The organism is Paracoccus sp. NSM, from assembly GCF_052379855.1.
In the GTDB taxonomy this organism is placed as follows: domain Bacteria; phylum Pseudomonadota; class Alphaproteobacteria; order Rhodobacterales; family Rhodobacteraceae; genus Paracoccus.
This window is the reverse complement of sequence record NZ_JBQTCG010000001.1, coordinates 258017-274479: the sequence shown is the minus strand read 5'-3', so window position 1 is coordinate 274479 and position 16463 is coordinate 258017. Positions and strand designations below refer to the sequence as shown.

The window sequence follows — 16463 nt, the reverse complement described above, 5'->3', positions numbered from 1 at the left end:
TGTCAGACCTCGGCGGGGTTCGGGGTTGCGCGCAGATGCGCCAGAAAGTCACGGGGTCGCGCTTGCAGCGGCGCGATCCTGTCATCGCTCAGCGCGGCGAGGGCCGCGCGCATCGCCTGGGCCTCGGACAGCGGGCGACAGGTCAGCATGGCGTCGATATCGGGAAAGAACGCCGCCTGCCCCGTGATGCCCGACAGCCAGGCATGAGAGGGCAGAAAGGCCTCGAACATGGCGCGGCGGGCTTCGGGGCCGAACAACTCGACATCCGAGGCGGGCGGCAGGTCAAGCGACGCCTGATGCTTCATCAGGAACTGCACCAGCGCCTGCGCCTCGGGCAGGCTCAGGGCGTGGTTGCCCCGGCGCGCGATCTCGACCAGGGCCGGGTGCAGGCTTTTGTTCGCGCGGCGGGCGGGGGTCATCCCGTCGGGAAAATCGATGCCGGAATGAGCCATGAAATCGGCCTCGGACCCGCCTGCGGACAGGATATCGGCGTAGTTCCGCAGCACCTTCGCCTCGCCCGGGACGCGGATCAGCCAGTCCTCGACGGCAAGGCGATAGTTGAAATGGATCGTCGCCTCGTAATGCCGCCAGCCCTCGCCCGCCAGAAGGCCGGCACGCTCGCCCACCTTGACGCGCTGATTGTGCCAGGACGCCAGATATTCGTCGGGCCGCCTGAGCGCGCCATAAACCGAGAAGGTCGCGTCGGGAAAGATCCGCGTCACGGCGTCGATCAGCTCGGGTTTGACCGCGCCGAAATTGGCGAAGGCCTCGGAGCACAGGATCACCGCCTTGGGCTTCAGTTCGGAAACCTGCATGCGGATCGCGCGGATCATCTGCTGGCGCGGGGGCAACAGCATGAACTGGCGCGGAATGGGGAAATCCGCGGCCTCGGACATGAACTGATAGGCCAGCGCGCTGTGGGGTTCGCGGATATTGGCGGTCAGCGCCGAGACGCGGTCCCCCGACAGCATCCGCGCCGCGACCGAGGCCGCGCCCTGCATCTCGGTATAAGGATAGAGAACGCCGTGCCGGATCAGGCGGACCACGTTCTGCGACAGGAAGACCTGAAGCGAGGTCGATCCGACCTTGTGGTGACCGATATAGAGGCTGACATGCATCCTGCCTGTTCGTCTCCGGTTATCCGTGCGCGTTCCTTCGGGCCAAGCCCGCCTGACCCGATGCACCTACAGGGGGGTCCCGCCTGTCGCAACCCATCCGGGTGGTGCTTCGGCGGAAAAGCGGCGGGCATTGCCGCGCGGGGCGGTGGCTGTTATGCACCCCCGTCCCTTCGCATACAAGGCAAGCGCGCGTGATCGACAGCCCCCCTGCCCCGGCAAAGGCCCGCCCGATCATCGGTGCCATCGTCGTCACCCATAACCGCCTGCCCAAGCTGCGCGACACGCTGACGCGGCTTCTGGCCGAGGATCTGGACCGGGTGCTGGTCTTCGACAATGCCTCGACCGACGGGACGGCGGATCATCTGGCGGGGCTGGACGATCCACGGCTGATCGTCCACCGCAGCGCCGACAATCTGGGCGGCGCGGGCGGCTTTTCGGGCGCGATGGCGCTGATGCGCGACCGGGTGGACCCGGACTGGATGCTGCTGATGGACGATGACGGCCGCCCGGCGCCGGGCGCCGTAACGGCGTTTCGACAGGCCGACCTGTCGGGCTGGGACGCGGCGGGGGCTGCGGTCTTTCACCCCGATGGCCGCATCTGCGAGATGAACCGCCCCTATCGCAACCCCTTCTGGCGGCTGCCCGAATTCCTGCGGACGCTGTCGGGCAAAGGGCGGCGGGGCTTTCATCTGACCGATGCGGCCTATGACCCTGCGGCCGGGCCGGTGGCGGTGGACATGACCTCTTTCGTCGGCTTCTTCGTCTCGCGCCGGGCCGTGGCGCAGGCCGGGCTGCCGGATGCGCGTCTGTTCGTCTATGGGGATGATCAGCTTTACACGCTGTCGATGCGGCGCAGGGGCCTCAGGATCGGGTTCTTGCCGCAGGTCCGCTTCGAACACGACACCGAGGCCGCGCAGGGTGCGACCGGGCTGGTCCTGCGCCCGCTGTGGAAGGTCTATTACATGTATCGCAACGCGCTGATCGCCTATCGCGTGGCGGCGGGGCCGTTCTTCTGGCCGCTGGTGCCGCTGCTGGTGGTCAAGTGGCGGCGGAAGGCGCGCGATTACGGCGACGACGCGCCGGTTTTCCGCCGGATGCTGTCGCTTGCGCTGCGCGACGGGCTGGCCCGGCGGCTGGGGCGCCCCCATGCCGAGGTGGTCGCAGGCGCGACGCGGCGCTGAAAGCCGCGCGGGCAACGGCTTTCGCTTGCCCGCCCCCCATCCAAGACGATATGGCCAGACAACCCCTGCGGGCGGAAACGACAGGAAACGAACGAGGCTGCGATGCGATTTCTTCTGGTGGGCGCCGGTCTTTCGGGCGCGGTGATCGGGCGCAAGCTGGCCGAGGCGGGGCATGAGTGCCGCATCATCGACAGCCGCGACCACGTCGCGGGCAATTGCCACACCGCGCGCGATCAGGCGACGGGCGTGATGATGCATGTCTACGGCCCGCATATCTTTCACACCGACGATCAGGGCGTCTGGGACTACGTCAACCGCTTCGCGACCTTCATGCCGTTCCAGAACCGGGTGAAATCGACGACCCAGGGCGCGGTCTATTCGCTGCCGATCAACCTGCTGACGATCAACCAGTTCTTCGGCAAGACCATGCGCCCCGACGAGGCGCGCGACTTCATCGCGGATCAGGCCGACCTGACGATCGAGGACCCGCAAAGCTTCGAGGAACAGGCCCTGCGCTTCGTCGGCCGCCCCCTCTACGAGGCGTTCTTCAAGGGCTACACCGAAAAGCAGTGGGGCTGCAGCCCGACGGAACTGCCCGCCTCGATCCTCAAGCGGCTGCCAGTGCGGTTCAACTACGACGATAACTACTTCTTCCACCGCTTTCAGGGGATGCCCCGCGACGGCTACACGCCCATGGTCGAGGCGATCCTGGACCACCCCCGCATCACGGTCGAGCTTTCCACCCCCTATGACCCCGCCATGGCCGAAGGCGTCGATCACGTTTTCTGGTCCGGCCCGCTGGACGGGTATTTCGATTACCAACTGGGCCGTCTGGGCTATCGCACGCTGGATTTCGAACGCTTCGATCATCAGGGCGATTATCAGGGCTGCGCGGTGATGAATTACGGCGACCGCGAGGTGCCTTACACGCGCATCACCGAACACAAGCATTTCAGCCCCTGGGAAAGCCACGAGGGCAGCGTCTGCTACCGCGAATTCAGCCGCGCGGCCGAACCGGGCGATATCCCCTATTACCCGATCCGGCTGGTGCAGGAAAAAGCGCTGCTCGAGGAATACATCGCGCTGGCGGAACGCACGCCGGGCGTGACCTTCGTCGGGCGGCTTGGCACCTACCGCTATCTGGACATGGACGTCACCATCCGCGAGGCGCTGGATGCGGGCGACGCCTTCCTGTCCTGCCTGACCGAGGGCCGGTCCGCGCCGGCCTTCCTGACCTCTCCCCGGTGATCCGCGCCTGATCGGAAGCCCGCCATGACCGAGCCTCGCCCCCTTGAACCGGATGCGCGCATGCGCCCCCTGCTGAACGAGATCCGGCAGCAGGATCACCACGGCGCGATCGGGCCGGGCGACAACCCGGTCGGGCATGGCGCCTTTCTGTCGCTGGACCCCGAGGCCGGGATCGCCGGTCGCTTCGCCTCGCGCCCCGGCCAGATCCTCGAACTGGAGATGCAGCCCGCTTTCGGCGTCCAGCCGCGCTGGCAGGGGCTGCACCTGCCGCTAGGCGCGGTCGATCTGGCGGATGCGGCGGCGTTCGGCCTGATCGCGCGCAGCGTGGCGCCATTGTCGATGACGACCCGGATCTGCCTGCGCTCGGGCGTGGGCGCGGACATCGTGGATGTGTTCCTGCCGCGCCTGATGGTGTCCTATGATCAGCCCAGCCTGCACCACGACCTGATCGAGCCCGCCGCCATGCCCGACCTGCCGCAAAAGGCCGATTGGCGCGACCTGATCCTGTTCTTCCGGCCCGGCCCGGTCAATCTGACCCTGCTGGACCTGCGCCTGTTCCTGGTCTGAGGATCAGCCCAGCCGCTCGGCGTGCCAGAGAACGTGATCCTCCATCAGGCTCTGGACGAACCAGTAGCTGTGATCGAAGCCCGGCTGCATGCGGAACTGGCCGGGCTGGCGGCGCGCCATCATCGCATGGGCCAGGGCCTCGGGGCGCAACAGGTCAAGGAACTGGTCGGTGCTGCCCTGATCGATCAGCACCTCTCCGGGATAGCCTCGCTCGGTCATCAGGATCGTGGCGTCATGGGCGCGCCATGTGGCGAGGTCCTCGCCCAGATAGGCGCTGAACTGCTTGCGGCCCCAATCGGATTCGGTCGGGTTGGCAATCGGCGCGAAGGCGGACACGGACCGATAGCGGTCGGGATGCGTCATCGCGATGGTCAGCGCACCGTGGCCGCCCATCGAATGGCCGGTGATGCCCATGGCCTCGGGATCGACGGCGAAAGTGTCGCAGACCAGAGCGGGCAGTTCCTCGGTCACGTAATCCCACATGCGGAAATGCGGCTTCCACGGGTCCTGCGTCGCGTTGACATAGAAGCCGGCGCCCTGGCCCAGATCATAGGCCTCGTCATTGGCCACGCCCTCGCCTCGCGGCGAGGTGTCGGGAAAGACGATGGCGATGCCGGCCTCGTCGCACCATTGCTGAGCGGCGGCCTTGGTCATCGCGTTCTCATGCGTGCAGGTCAGGCCAGACAGGTACCACAGGACCGGCACCTTTCCGAGTTGCGCGGCCTCGGGCAGAAAGACAGCAAAGGTCATGTCGGTGCCGGTCGCCTGGCTGCGGTGGCGATAGACACCCTGCGTGCCGCGAAAGCTGCGGTTCTCGGAGATGGTCTCAAGGCTCATCCGGGCCTCCTTTCAGGGTCTGGAACATGACCAGCGCGTCGACCGGCCCGTGATCGGGATGCATGAAGGCGCCGGGCAGGCGGCCGACAATCGCAAAACCCGCCTTTTGCCACAGATGAACGGCATCCTCGTTGGTCGAGACGACAAAGTTGAACTGCATCGCACGAAACCCCTGCCCCGCGGCCCAGTCCTTGGCATGTTCGACCAGCGCCCGCGCGATCCCGCGCCCGCGCGCCTGCGGCGCGGTGGCGAAAGAGGCATTGGCGACATGCGCCCCGCCGCCCGCGCGGTTGCGCCCGACATGGCTGGTGCCAAGGATCGCGCCGTCAGCCTCGGCTACAAAGGCGGTGAAGGGGTCCGCGAACCAATCCGCGATCGCCTCGTCGCGGGTGACGTCGCGGGGCATGCAATAGGTCTGGCCCGCCCGGTAGACAGGTTCGAGGATGGACCAGATCGCGTCGTGATCGTCAGGGGTGGCGGGGCGGATGATCGCCCCGCTGGCCGTTGTCATTTCAGGTCGTCCACGCTGCGGATGACCTGGCCCAGCAGGCCGTAATCCAGCGCCTCGGCCGTGTTCAGCCAGAAGTCGCGCTGCGTGTCTTTTTCGATCCGCTCGACGCTCTGGCCGGTGGCCTCGGCGAAGATCTGGTTCAGGCGGTCGCGCATCAGGCGCACCTGTTCAGCCTGGATCATCATATCGGACGAAGTGCCGCCGATCCCGCCCGAGGGCTGGTGGATCAGGAACCGCGTGTTCGGCAGGCAGAAGCGGTTTTCCTTTTTCGCGGCGACGAAGATCAGCGCGCCCGCGCTGGCCACCCAGCCCGAGCCGATGGTGCGGACGGTGGGCCGGATGAACTTGATCACGTCATGGATCATGTCGCCCGATTCCACATGCCCGCCGGGCGAGGAGATCAGCATGTTGATCGGATCGTCGCTGTCCTCGGCCAGGGCCAGAAGATGCGCGACGGTGCGCTGTGCCAGCTTGTCGTTGATCGGGCCGGCAACGATCACCGTGCGCGACTTGAAATAGAGCTTGGCGATCTTGTCGCCCTCGGGCATGCCGAGGCCGCTATCCTTGTCGCCCTTGTGGCGGCGGTCGTCGTCTTCCTGATCGTCGTCGTCATCGTCCAGCCACTGATGGCGCATCGGCCTGCTCCTTCGTTCGTTCTTGCGGCGACGGCGGCGCGCGCGGCGCCGCCGTTCTTTTACCTAAGCAGAGGTGAAGGATCAGTAAAGGACGACCGAGCGGATCGATTCACCATGATGCATCAGGTCGAAGCCCTTGTTGATGTCCTCCAGCGGCATCGTGTGGGTGATCATCGGGTCGATCTCGATCTTGCCATCCATGTACCAGTCCACGATCCGCGGAACGTCGGTGCGCCCGCGCGCCCCGCCAAAGGCGGTGCCTTTCCAGACGCGGCCGGTGACAAGCTGGAAGGGCCGGGTGCTGATCTCGGCCCCCGCGGGCGCCACGCCGATGATGATCGACTGGCCCCAGCCCCGGTGGGTGCATTCCAGCGCGTCGCGCATGACCTTGACGTTGCCCGTGGCATCAAAGCTGTAATCCGCGCCGCCGATCTGGTCGAAGGGCGTCTTGGTCAGGTTCACGATTTCCTGCACGACGTTCTCGACGTTCTTCGGATTGACGAAATGCGTCATGCCGAAATGTTCGGCCATCGCCTTCTTGTCGTCGTTCAGATCGACGCCGATGATCATGTCGGCCCCTGCCAGACGCAGGCCCTGGATCACGTTGAGGCCGATCCCGCCCAGACCGAACACTACGGCTTTCGCGCCGATTTCCACCTTGGCGGTGTTGATCACCGCGCCGATGCCGGTGGTGACGCCGCAGCCGATATAGCAGATCTTGTCGAAGGGCGCGTCCTCACGGACCTTGGCCACGGCGATCTCGGGCAGGACGGTGTGGTTCGCAAAGGTCGAGCAGCCCATGTAGTGGTGGATCGGCGTGCCATCCAGCATGGAAAACCGGGTCGTGCCGTCGGGCATCAGCCCCTGCCCCTGCGTGGCGCGGATCGCGGTGCAGAGGTTCGTCTTGCCCGAGAGGCAGGACGCGCATTGGCGGCATTCGGGCGTGTAGAGCGGGATGACGTGATCGCCCGGCTTGACCGAGGTGACGCCGGGGCCGACCTCGACCACCACGCCCGCGCCCTCATGACCCAGGATCGCGGGGAAGATGCCTTCCGGGTCGGCGCCCGAGCGGGTGAATTCGTCGGTGTGGCAGATGCCGGTGGCCTTGATCTCGACCATGACCTCGCCGGCCTTGGGGCCTTCGAGGTTCACCTCCATCACTTCCAGCGGCTTGCCGGCCTCAAGGGCCACGGCGGCACGGGTTCTCATGTTCTGCATCTCCTCTGGCGTGTTGGTCGGGGCCAACGCGGGCTGTGGCGACAGGGTTGCCGCCACGACAGGGATCTGCAAGTCGGAAGAAGGTTGTAGCGGCGTTACGAAGCAGGCATCGACGACACGCCGACCTTGGCCGGGCGCAGAAGGCGATCATGCAGGCGGAAGCCGTTATCCATCACCTGAATGATGTGACCCGCGACGGTGCCGGGAACGGGCGCCTCGAACATGGCCTCGTGCCAGGTCGGGTCGAACTTCTCGCCGGTGGCGGGGCGGATCACGGTGATGCCGTGCTTGGCGAAGACGTTGTCCAGCTCGCGCAGGGTCAGTTCCACCCCCTCGATCAGGGCGGCGGCGGCGGCGCGCTGTTCCTCGCCTGCGGCGTCCAGCGCACGGGTCAGCGCGTCATGGACCGGCAGCAGGTCGCGGGCCAGACGCGAGCCGCCATATTGCTCGGCGTCGCGGCGGTCCTTGTCGGCGCGCTTGCGGGCGTTTTCGGCATCGGCCAGCGCGCGCATGAACTTGTCGCGCAGCTCGTCACGTTCGCCGGTCAGGCGCGCGATCTCGTCAGCGGGGTCGGCCAGCGGATCGGCCAGGGTTTCGTCCAAGGGCTGCTCGTTCTGCTCGGTCATGGTCTTCATCATCCTTTCCGGCCGGACAGAACCCGCCCGACCAGTTGCGCGGTATAATCGACGATCGGCACGATCCGGCCATAATTCAGCCGCGTCGGGCCGATCACACCGACCGCGCCTACGATCTTTCGGTCGGCATTCATATAGGGGGAAACCACCAGAGCGGAACCCGAAAGTGAAAAAAGCTTGTTTTCCGATCCGATGAAGATGCGGACCCCGTCGCCCTGTTCGGCCAGTTCCAGGAATTCCACGATGTCGCGCTTGCGTTCCAGATCGTCGAACAGCACACGCACCCGGTCAAGATCCGCGATCTCGCTGGCCAACAGGTTCGACCGGCCCCGCACGATCAGGCGCGGATCGCTGCTTTCCTGCCCCCAGAGCGCGATGCCCGACTGCACCAGTTCGGCCGCCATCACGTCCAGCTCGGCGCGACGGGCCGCGATCTGCAGCGCGATATGGGTGCGCAGTTCGGACAGGGTGCGCCCCTCGGCCATGGCGTTGAGGAAATTCCCCGCTTCGCGCATCGAGGACGGCGTCTGGCCCGGCGGCGGGGTAAAGATGCGGTTCTCGACGTGGCCATCGGCAAAGACCAGCACGACCAGCGCGCGATCCGGCCCAAGACTGACGAATTCGATATGGCGGATCGGCGCCTCGCGCTTGGGCATCAGCACCAGCGAAGCCCCCCGCGTCAGGGTGCTGAGCGCCGTGCTGACACGGTCCAGAAGCAGATTCGTGTCGGGATCGTCATTGCCAAGCGTCTGGTCGATCACCGCGCGGTCCTGCGGATCGACAGCATCGACCTCCATCATCCCGTCCACGAACAGCCGCAATCCCATCTGCGAGGGCAACCGCCCCGCCGAGACATGCGGACTGTCCAACAGGCCCAGATATTCCAGATCCTGCATGACGTTGCGGACCGTCGCCGCGCTGAGCCGTTCCGACAGGGCGCGCGTCAGCGTCCGCGACCCCACAGGCTCGCCGGTTTCCAGATAGGATTCGACGACCCGGCGAAACACTTCGCGGGACCGTTCGTTCAGTTCATCCAGCAGCGATTCCTGGCTCATGGGCCCTGTCTTGTGATCCCCGTCGGGGTTGCGTGAAGGTGCCCTCGGGCGGTATGGGCAGGCAGCTTCACGAAAAGGATGAATCATGCGCCCTTCAGGCCGGAATCTAAGCCAAATGCGTCCGATTTCAATTGAAACCGGGATCATGCGGCACGCAGAGGGCTCTTGCCTGATCCGCTGCGGCGACACGCATGTCCTGTGCACCGCCTCGATCGAGGAGAGCACGCCGCGTTTCCTGAAAGGCACCGGCCTGGGCTGGGTCACGGCGGAATACGGGATGCTGCCGCGCGCGACCAACACGCGCAACCGCCGCGAGGCCGCGACCGGCAAGCAATCGGGACGGACGCAGGAAATTCAACGGCTTATCGGGCGCAGCCTGCGCGCGGGCATCGACCGCAGCGCGCTTGGCGAACGTCAGATCACCGTCGATTGCGACGTGATCCAGGCGGATGGCGGGACGCGCTGCGCCTCGATCACCGGGGGCTGGGTGGCGCTGCGTCTGGCGGTGAACAAGCTGCTGAAGGCGGGCGCGATCACCAGCGACCCGATCCTGGACCATGTGGCGGCGGTCAGCTGCGGCATTTATGCGGGTCAACCCGTTCTGGATCTGGACTATGCCGAGGACAGCGAGGCCGGGACCGACGGCAATTTCGTGCTGACCGGCGCGGGCCGCCTGATCGAGGTGCAGATGTCCGCCGAGGGCGCGACCTTTTCGCGCGACGAGATGGCGCAGCTTCTGGACATGGCCGAGGCCGGGATGGCCGATCTGGTCGCAGCCCAGAAAGCGGCGCTGGCATGAGGGCCTTCACCGAAAAGCGCCTGCTGGTCGCCACGCATAACGCAGGCAAGCTGGCCGAGATGCGGGCGCTTTTTGCCCCTTACGGCGTCGAGGTGACGGGCGCCGCCGAGGCCGGTCTGGCCGAGCCTGCCGAGACCGAAGAGACTTTTGTCGGCAATGCCCGCATCAAGGCGCGCGCCGCTGTCGAGGCAACGGGCCTTCCGGTTCTGGCCGATGACAGCGGAATTTCGGTCGATGCGCTGGACGGCGCGCCGGGCGTGCATACCGCCGATTGGGCCGAAACCGGCGCGGACCGCGATTTCCGCATGGCGATGGAGCGGACCTGGACCGAAATTCAGGCGACGGGCAAGCCCGGCCCCTATGGCGCGCAGTTCCGCTGCACGTTGGTCCTGATGTGGCCGGACGGGCATGACGAGGTGTTCGAGGGCGTCCTGCCCGGTCAGGTCGTCTGGCCCCCGCGCGGGGCGGAGGGACACGGCTATGACCCGATCTTCATGCCCGACGGCCATGACATCACCTTGGGCGAAATGTCGGCCGAACTGAAGAACAGCCTGAGCCACCGCGCGCTTGCGGTCGAAAAAATGATCGGGGCCGTTCTTGCGTAGGATCACCACCGGATCGCCCTTTGAAGAGGCGCTGGCCTATAGCCGGGCGATCGTCCGGGGCGACTGGTGTTTCGTCTCGGGCGTGACAGGCTATGATTACACGCGCATGGCCATGCCCGAGGACGCGCTGGATCAGGCGCGGAACTGCTTCACGACGATCTTCGCCGTGCTGGCCGAGGCCGGCTTCACGCCCGGCGACATCGTGCGCGTGCAATACACGATCACCGATGCCGCGCTGGTGGACCGGATCGCGCCCGCCCTGCGGGACGCCCTGGGCGATGTGCGTCCCGCCGCGACGATGGTTGTCGCGGGACTGATCCGGCCCGAGATGCAGGTCGAGATCGAAGTGACGGCGTTTCGCGGATGATCGTGCAGGATGATTGGCGGCATGGCGGGTTCGGGCTTTACGTCCACTGGCCCTTTTGTGCCGCCAAATGCCCCTATTGCGATTTCAACAGCCACGTCTCGGCCTCGGTCGATCAGGCGCGGTGGGCGCGGGCGCTGGCCTCGGAAATCGCGCGTCTGGCCGAGGAATTGCCGGGGCGGCACCTGGACAGCATCTTCTTCGGGGGCGGCACGCCCTCGCTGATGCTGCCCGAGACGGTGGATCACGTCCTGCGCGCTGCGCGGGCCGCCTGGGGCTTTGCCAACCGCATCGAGATCACGCTGGAGGCCAATCCGACCAGCGTGGAACGCGAGCGTTTTCGCGGCTTTGCCGAGGCAGGCGTCAACCGAGTCTCAATGGGGATTCAGGCGCTGAACGACCGCGATCTGCGGGCACTTGGCCGGATGCATGATGTCGCCGAGGCGCGGGCCGCCTTTGACGTGGCGCAGGGCGTCTTCGAGCGGGTGAGCTTTGACCTGATCTATGCGCGCCAAGGGCAGGACCGCGCTGCGTGGCGGCAGGAACTGCGCGAGGCGCTGGCCATGGCCGCAGACCACCTGTCGCTGTATCAGCTGACCATCGAACCGGGCACCGCCTTTGGCCGCCGCGCCGAGGCCGGAACGCTGCGCGACCTGCCCGACGAGGATCTGTCAGCGGACATGTATCACGACACGCAGGAAATCTGCGCCTCGGCCGGGTTCCCGGGATACGAGATTTCGAACCACGCCGCACCGGGTAGCGAGAGCAGACACAACCTGATCTATTGGCGACAGGGTGACTGGGCGGCGGTCGGTCCGGGCGCACATGGTCGGATCACCCTGCCCCATGGCCGTTTCGCGACCGAGGCGCATCTGGCCCCCGGCGCATGGTTGAATGCGGTCGAGACCAAGGGCAGCGGAGAAGCCTTGCGCGACGCAGTGCCTTTGGCAGAGCAGGCGACCGAGCTGTTGTTGATGGGGCTGCGCCTTTCGGAAGGGATCAGCGAAAGCCGTCACGCGCGCCTGTCCGGGGCGCCCTTGGCCCCGGATGCGGTCGGGCGGTTGCTGGATCTGGGCATGATCACGCGAGACGGGGACTGCCTGCGCGTGACCGACGCGGGGCGGCCGGTCCTGAACGCGATCTTGCGGGAATTGGCGGCCTGATATGAGACGCGTGTGGTTCGTCGTTGGGTGGATCTTCGTGGTGCTGGCGCTTGTCGGAACTGCGCTGCCCATCGTGCCGACAGTGCCGTTTCTCTTGGTGGCAGCCTGGGCTTTTGCGCGCTCATCGCCCCGGCTGAAACGGCGCATCCTGCGCCATCCCCGCTATGGTCCGCCGGTCCGGGCCTGGCAAGAGCGGGGCGTGGTTGGGCCTTGGGCCAAGGCGTGGGCTATCAGCGCCATGAGCAGCGGGGTGATGCTGTCATGGTGGCTGGGATTGCCGAAGGAGGCCGTGGCGGTTCAGGCGGTTGTTTGCCTGTTGGTCGCCATATTCCTGCTGACGCGGCCTACACGCTAGATCTAGTAGTTCTTCCCATCAGCTACACATCATAAGGTATCAATGACCGCCCAGAAGCTGGCATAGCTTGTCGAGCTGGTCGAGGTCCTTGTAGGTGATCACAACCTGCCCACCATCCATCCCCGCATGTCGGATCTGGACGCGCATGCGAAGATTGGCGGAGAGATCATCCTCGAGTGCGCGCGTATCGCTGTCGGCGGTCTCGACAGCAGCTTTGCGAGGACGCGGGGCCTCGGGATTGTCGCCTTGGGCGAGCTTGCGGACCATGTCTTCGGTCTCGCGCACCGAAAGGCCCTTTTCGATGACCTTGCGGGCCAAGTGTTCCGGATTGGGCGAGGTGACGAGGGCGCGGGCATGTCCGGCTGTCAGGCGCCCTTCCTTGACAAATTCCTGAACCGGTTGCGGTAGGTTCAACAAGCGCAGAAGATTGGCGATATGGCTCCGGCTCTTGTTCAGGGCCTCGGCCAGACGCTCTTGAGTGTGGCCGAACCGCTCCATCAGCTGCTTGAAGGAGGCGGCCTCTTCGATGGCGTTCAGGTCCGCGCGCTGGATGTTCTCGATGATCGCGACCTCGAGCATCTCGGTATCCGAGAATTCGCGGATGATGACCGGCAATTCGTGTAATTGCGCCATCTGCGCCGCGCGCCAGCGGCGTTCGCCTGCGACGATCTCGTAAAGATCCTTGTCACGCGGATGCGGACGAACGATCAGCGGCTGCAGGACGCCCCTGCTGCGAAGCGAAGCTGCGAGTTCGTTCAACGCCTCGGGGTCGAAGTTGCGGCGCGGCTGGTTCGGGTTGGCGGTGATCTGTTCGATCGGCAGCGTCACACGGTCACGGCCGGGGCGATTTGCGGCGGGTTCATCAGCCACATTGATGTCAGCCATGAGAGCAGAGAGACCGCGGCCCAAGCCCCGCTTGATGGATTTCGGATCGGACATCAGACAACCTCCGGCAATTTAAGGCGGGCCGCGAATTCAGCGGCGAGCCGGCGATAGGCCACGCTGCCCTTGGAAAGCGGATCGTAATTGAGAACGGGCATAGCGTGCGACGGCGATTCCGAGACGCGAACGTTCCGCGGAATGACTGTCGAATAGACGAGCTCGCCAAGGGTCGCGCGGGCATCGGCCTCAACCTGTTGGGACAGGTTGTTGCGGTTGTCGGACATGGTCAGAACGACACCGTTGATGCGCAGAGCAGGGTTAGCGCTTGCGCGGACCTCGCGGACCGTGGTCAGAAGCTGAGAAAGACCTTCGAGGGCGTAAAACTCAGCCTGAAGCGGAACAATGACCGCGTGAGCGGCAACCATCGCATTGACCGTCAAGAGGCCCAGTGCGGGCGGGCAATCAATCAGGACAATCGTATCTGCGGGCGCGGTTTGCAGTGCGTTCGACAGCAAACGGAGCCGATCGCTGCGTTGTGACAACTGAGCGTCGGCCGAGGACAGATCCGACGTCGCCGGAACGATGGAGAGACGTGGAAAGGCGGTCGCACAGAGGCCGGCCTGCAAGGTTACATCGCCTGTGAGAAGGTCGAAGGACGACATGTCGCGTTTGTCGGGGGCGATGCCAAGACCGGTCGATGCATTGCCTTGCGGGTCAAGGTCAATAAGGATCACTTCGTGGCCCATCTCTGAGAGCGCCGCGCCGAGGTTGATTGCCGTGGTGGTCTTGCCCACCCCACCTTTTTGGTTGGCAATGGCCAAGATGTGAGTGTCAGGCATTGGCGATGTCCCTCACGTTGAGAATGGCGGCCTCGGGGTCTGTCTCACTGGTAAAGGCTTCGTAGCTGAAACGCCAGTGCTTGGCAGCCTCGTCGGCTTCGTCTTGCCAGCTTCTGCCCTTAAGGAGCCAAGCCTGCCCGCCCGGCGCGAGATGACGCTGAATATATGGCAGCAATCTTTCGAGGGATGCTAGAGCGCGAGCCGACAAGTAGTCTGCGTTTTGAGGTTCGAGATGTTCGATGCGTTGCGCTTGTACCGTAACCTTGGTTAGGGAAAGCTCGCGGATGGCAGAGCGGAGGAAAGCGCATTTTCGCGAGTCACTTTCCACAAGCACAAACTGAAGATCAGCCTCGGCCCAAGCAATCGCCAGAACGAGCCCGGGGAGCCCGCCACCGCTGCCGATATCAACCCATTTTCCGGTCGGGTTCGTGATAAGCCCGGCCACCTGAAGGCAGTCAGCGATATGGCGAGTTCTTAGGTCGGGCAGCGTGGATGGAGCGACCAAGTTTATCGTCGCGTTCCATTTACGAAGGAGGGTTTGGTATAGCGCAAAGCGCTGCTCTGTTTCACGTGAAACAATCATGCGCTGGCTACTCTGCTGGCGCGCTTGGCCGCGAGCAGGAGGACCGACAGTGCCGCCGGGGTCATACCCTCGATCGCCGCCGCTTGAGCGAGAGTCGCTGGCCGTTGGTCTGAGAGCTTTCGGGCGATCTCGCCAGATAAGCCGCCGATCGACGCATAGTCGAGGTCATGTGGCAGGGCGACGCCTTCGTTCTGCCTGAGCGCTTCGACGTCTCGCTGCTGCCGTTCCGTGTATTGCGCGTACATCGCGTCGTTGCGCAACTGCTGCCATGTTTCGGCTGAGACGTCCGAGAGCGCGGGGCACAACCTGGTAATTGTGTCCTCATCTAGATTATCGGAGCCCATAAGGGTGAAAAGCGAACGGCGTTGGCCGTCCAAGCGCTTTTCAATTCCTGCTTTCGCCAGCTCATTCGGACTGAACATGGCGCCATCCAGGGCAGCCTTGGCTTCGTGGTAGCGTTCCATGCGCGCGGCGAACGCTTCGCGTCGTGCCGACGAAACGCAGCCCCAGCGAATCCCACGCGGCGTCAACCGGCGATCAGCGTTATCGGCCCGCAGAGACAACCGGAACTCTGCCCGGGATGTGAACATGCGGTAGGGTTCGGTCACGCCTTTGGTCACCAAATCATCAACCATCACCCCAATATAGCTGTCGGCACGACTGAATACGGCGTGCTCAGCCTTGCCAAGTGCTTGCTGTGCGGCGTTTAGTCCGGCTACCAGACCTTGGGCGGCCGCCTCCTCATAGCCAGTGGTCCCGTTGATCTGACCGGCCAGGAACAGCCCGGCCGCGGCCTTGACAGCCAGCTTGTGGTCCAGTGCCCGCGGGTCTACGTAGCTGTATTCCACGGCGTAACCCGGCTGAGCGATCTCTGCCCTCTCCAAGCCTCGAATGGATCGCACATAAGCCAACTGGACCTCTTCTGGCAGGGACGTGGAGATCCCGTTGGGATAGACCAGTTCGGAATCAATCCCCTCAGGTTCCAAGAAAACTTGATGTGACGACTTATCAGAAAACCGGGTCACCTTGTCTTCGATCGACGGGCAGTATCGGGGTCCGCGGCCCGAAATATGCCCGCCATACATGGCGGAGCGTCCAATATTCTCGGTAATTATCCGATGAGTCTCTGGATTGGTGTGGGTGATAGCACAAGTAACCTGTCGGGCGTCCGGGCCGGTGCTCAGATACGAAAACATAGTGGGCGCATCGTCGCCGGGTTGCTGTTCAAGCATGTCCCAGTCGATACTTTCACGCAAAAGCCGCGGCGGTGTTCCGGTTTTCAGCCGGCCGAGTGGCAGATCGAAGTGTCGCAACGACATCGCCAACGGATTCGATGCGGTATCACCCCATCGGCCTGCTACGCGGCTTTGATCACCGATGTGTATGCGCCCTTCAAGGAATGTTCCGGTGGTCAGGATTGTCGCACTGGATGTGATCTGACCAACCCGCGCCAATTCGACGCCAAGGACCCGGTGACCATCGATAATCAGTGCAACGACTTCATCCAGTATCAGTTCGACGCTCTGGTAAGTCGCCAGTTCAGAAGTGGCGTGGTGTTTGTACAGGCTGCGGTCCATTTGGGCCCGAGGACCCTGAACGGCCGGGCCCTTGCTGCGGTTAAGCAGCCGGAACTGAATTCCCGCTTTGTCGGCAATACGACCCATCACACCGTCAAGGGCGTCTATCTCTCGGACCAGGTGGCCCTTACCCAACCCCCCGATGGCTGGGTTGCAAGATAGCGTTCCAACATCTTCCATCCTCATCGTCACCAGCGCAACCCGCGCGCCGATCCGGGCTGCCCCGGTGGCTGCCTCAAGCCCCGCGTGACCGGCGCCGACGACGATGACATCATAGTGTTTCACGTGGAA

The 16463-nt window shown here is 64.6% G+C and carries 19 protein-coding genes; 8 read left to right on the top strand and 11 right to left on the bottom strand.

Features of this window, described 5'->3' with window-relative positions; genetic code table 11:
• Positions 1 to 2 precede the first annotated feature (2 nt).
• On the bottom strand, positions 3 to 1118 hold the full coding sequence (locus ACTZWU_RS01290) for a hypothetical protein (RefSeq protein ID WP_444735544.1): 1116 nt from the start codon (positions 1116 to 1118) through the stop codon (positions 3 to 5).
• Between the two features lie 191 nt (positions 1119 to 1309).
• Between ACTZWU_RS01290 and ACTZWU_RS01285 the strand changes: the two genes are divergently transcribed.
• The 3 genes from ACTZWU_RS01285 (at position 1310) to ACTZWU_RS01275 (ending at position 4114) form a co-directional block, all read left to right on the top strand.
• The gene (locus ACTZWU_RS01285) at positions 1310 to 2299 is read left to right on the top strand and encodes a glycosyltransferase (protein WP_444735543.1); all 990 of its coding nucleotides are present in this window, start codon (positions 1310 to 1312) and stop codon (positions 2297 to 2299) included.
• A gap of 102 nt (positions 2300 to 2401) precedes the next feature.
• On the top strand, positions 2402 to 3547 hold the full coding sequence (locus tag ACTZWU_RS01280; RefSeq protein ID WP_444735542.1) for a UDP-galactopyranose/dTDP-fucopyranose mutase family protein: 1146 nt from the start codon (positions 2402 to 2404) through the stop codon (positions 3545 to 3547).
• A 24-nt stretch (positions 3548 to 3571) separates the two neighbouring features.
• Positions 3572 to 4114 (top strand): hypothetical protein, encoded by a 543-nt coding sequence (locus ACTZWU_RS01275; RefSeq protein ID WP_444735541.1) that lies wholly within the window; start codon positions 3572 to 3574, stop codon positions 4112 to 4114.
• A gap of 3 nt (positions 4115 to 4117) precedes the next feature.
• Here the strand turns inward: ACTZWU_RS01275 and fghA are convergent, their stop codons facing one another.
• The 6 genes from fghA to hrcA form a co-directional block, all read right to left on the bottom strand.
• Positions 4118 to 4951: an S-formylglutathione hydrolase gene (gene fghA / locus ACTZWU_RS01270; protein WP_444735540.1), complete on the bottom strand. Its 834-nt coding sequence runs from the start codon at positions 4949 to 4951 to the stop codon at positions 4118 to 4120.
• Complete coding sequence (locus ACTZWU_RS01265) at positions 4941 to 5462, bottom strand: GNAT family N-acetyltransferase (protein WP_444735539.1); 522 nt, start codon at positions 5460 to 5462, stop codon at positions 4941 to 4943. The genes fghA and ACTZWU_RS01265 overlap by 11 nt, the downstream gene beginning before the upstream one ends.
• On the bottom strand, positions 5459 to 6097 hold the full coding sequence (locus tag ACTZWU_RS01260) for an ATP-dependent Clp protease proteolytic subunit (protein ID WP_444735538.1): 639 nt from the start codon (positions 6095 to 6097) through the stop codon (positions 5459 to 5461). The genes ACTZWU_RS01265 and ACTZWU_RS01260 overlap by 4 nt, the downstream gene beginning before the upstream one ends.
• 81 nt (positions 6098 to 6178) lie before the next feature.
• Positions 6179 to 7306 carry an S-(hydroxymethyl)glutathione dehydrogenase/class III alcohol dehydrogenase gene (locus tag ACTZWU_RS01255; protein WP_444735537.1) on the bottom strand — a complete coding sequence of 376 codons (1128 nt, stop codon included), beginning with the start codon at positions 7304 to 7306 and terminating at the stop codon, positions 6179 to 6181.
• Between the two features lie 104 nt (positions 7307 to 7410).
• Complete coding sequence (locus tag ACTZWU_RS01250) at positions 7411 to 7950, bottom strand: nucleotide exchange factor GrpE (protein ID WP_444735536.1); 540 nt, start codon at positions 7948 to 7950, stop codon at positions 7411 to 7413.
• Complete coding sequence (hrcA, locus tag ACTZWU_RS01245; protein WP_444735535.1) at positions 7950 to 9005, bottom strand: heat-inducible transcriptional repressor HrcA; 1056 nt, start codon at positions 9003 to 9005, stop codon at positions 7950 to 7952. The genes ACTZWU_RS01250 and hrcA overlap by 1 nt, the downstream gene beginning before the upstream one ends.
• A gap of 85 nt (positions 9006 to 9090) precedes the next feature.
• On the opposite strand from hrcA, the gene rph reads away from it, so the two are divergent.
• Genes rph through ACTZWU_RS01220 form a run of 5 tightly spaced genes read left to right on the top strand, consistent with a single transcriptional unit; the run spans position 9091 to position 12291 of the window.
• Positions 9091 to 9804, top strand: coding sequence for a ribonuclease PH (gene rph, locus ACTZWU_RS01240; RefSeq protein ID WP_444735534.1), 714 nt, complete (start codon positions 9091 to 9093; stop codon positions 9802 to 9804).
• Positions 9801 to 10409 (top strand): non-canonical purine NTP pyrophosphatase, encoded by a 609-nt coding sequence (locus ACTZWU_RS01235; RefSeq protein WP_444735533.1) that lies wholly within the window; start codon positions 9801 to 9803, stop codon positions 10407 to 10409. The genes rph and ACTZWU_RS01235 overlap by 4 nt, the downstream gene beginning before the upstream one ends.
• Positions 10402 to 10776, top strand: a complete 375-nt coding sequence (locus tag ACTZWU_RS01230; RefSeq protein WP_444735532.1) for a RidA family protein — start codon at positions 10402 to 10404, stop codon at positions 10774 to 10776. Before ACTZWU_RS01235 ends, ACTZWU_RS01230 begins: the two co-directional genes overlap by 8 nt.
• On the top strand, positions 10773 to 11936 hold the full coding sequence (hemW, locus tag ACTZWU_RS01225; protein WP_444735531.1) for a radical SAM family heme chaperone HemW: 1164 nt from the start codon (positions 10773 to 10775) through the stop codon (positions 11934 to 11936). The genes ACTZWU_RS01230 and hemW overlap by 4 nt, the downstream gene beginning before the upstream one ends.
• 1 nt (position 11937) lies before the next feature.
• Positions 11938 to 12291 carry a YbaN family protein gene (locus tag ACTZWU_RS01220; RefSeq protein ID WP_444735530.1) on the top strand — a complete coding sequence of 118 codons (354 nt, stop codon included), beginning with the start codon at positions 11938 to 11940 and terminating at the stop codon, positions 12289 to 12291.
• A gap of 39 nt (positions 12292 to 12330) precedes the next feature.
• Here the strand turns inward: ACTZWU_RS01220 and ACTZWU_RS01215 are convergent, their stop codons facing one another.
• The 4 genes from ACTZWU_RS01215 to mnmG are packed head-to-tail and all read right to left on the bottom strand — an operon-like array spanning position 12331 to position 16457.
• Positions 12331 to 13230 carry a ParB/RepB/Spo0J family partition protein gene (locus ACTZWU_RS01215; RefSeq protein WP_444735529.1) on the bottom strand — a complete coding sequence of 300 codons (900 nt, stop codon included), beginning with the start codon at positions 13228 to 13230 and terminating at the stop codon, positions 12331 to 12333.
• Positions 13230 to 14012 (bottom strand): ParA family protein, encoded by a 783-nt coding sequence (locus ACTZWU_RS01210; protein ID WP_444735528.1) that lies wholly within the window; start codon positions 14010 to 14012, stop codon positions 13230 to 13232. The genes ACTZWU_RS01215 and ACTZWU_RS01210 overlap by 1 nt, the downstream gene beginning before the upstream one ends.
• Positions 14005 to 14595, bottom strand: coding sequence for a 16S rRNA (guanine(527)-N(7))-methyltransferase RsmG (rsmG, locus tag ACTZWU_RS01205; protein WP_444735527.1), 591 nt, complete (start codon positions 14593 to 14595; stop codon positions 14005 to 14007). The genes ACTZWU_RS01210 and rsmG overlap by 8 nt, the downstream gene beginning before the upstream one ends.
• The gene (gene mnmG, locus ACTZWU_RS01200) at positions 14592 to 16457 is read right to left on the bottom strand and encodes a tRNA uridine-5-carboxymethylaminomethyl(34) synthesis enzyme MnmG (RefSeq protein ID WP_444735526.1); all 1866 of its coding nucleotides are present in this window, start codon (positions 16455 to 16457) and stop codon (positions 14592 to 14594) included. Before mnmG ends, rsmG begins: the two co-directional genes overlap by 4 nt.
• Positions 16458 to 16463: the final 6 nt, after the last annotated feature.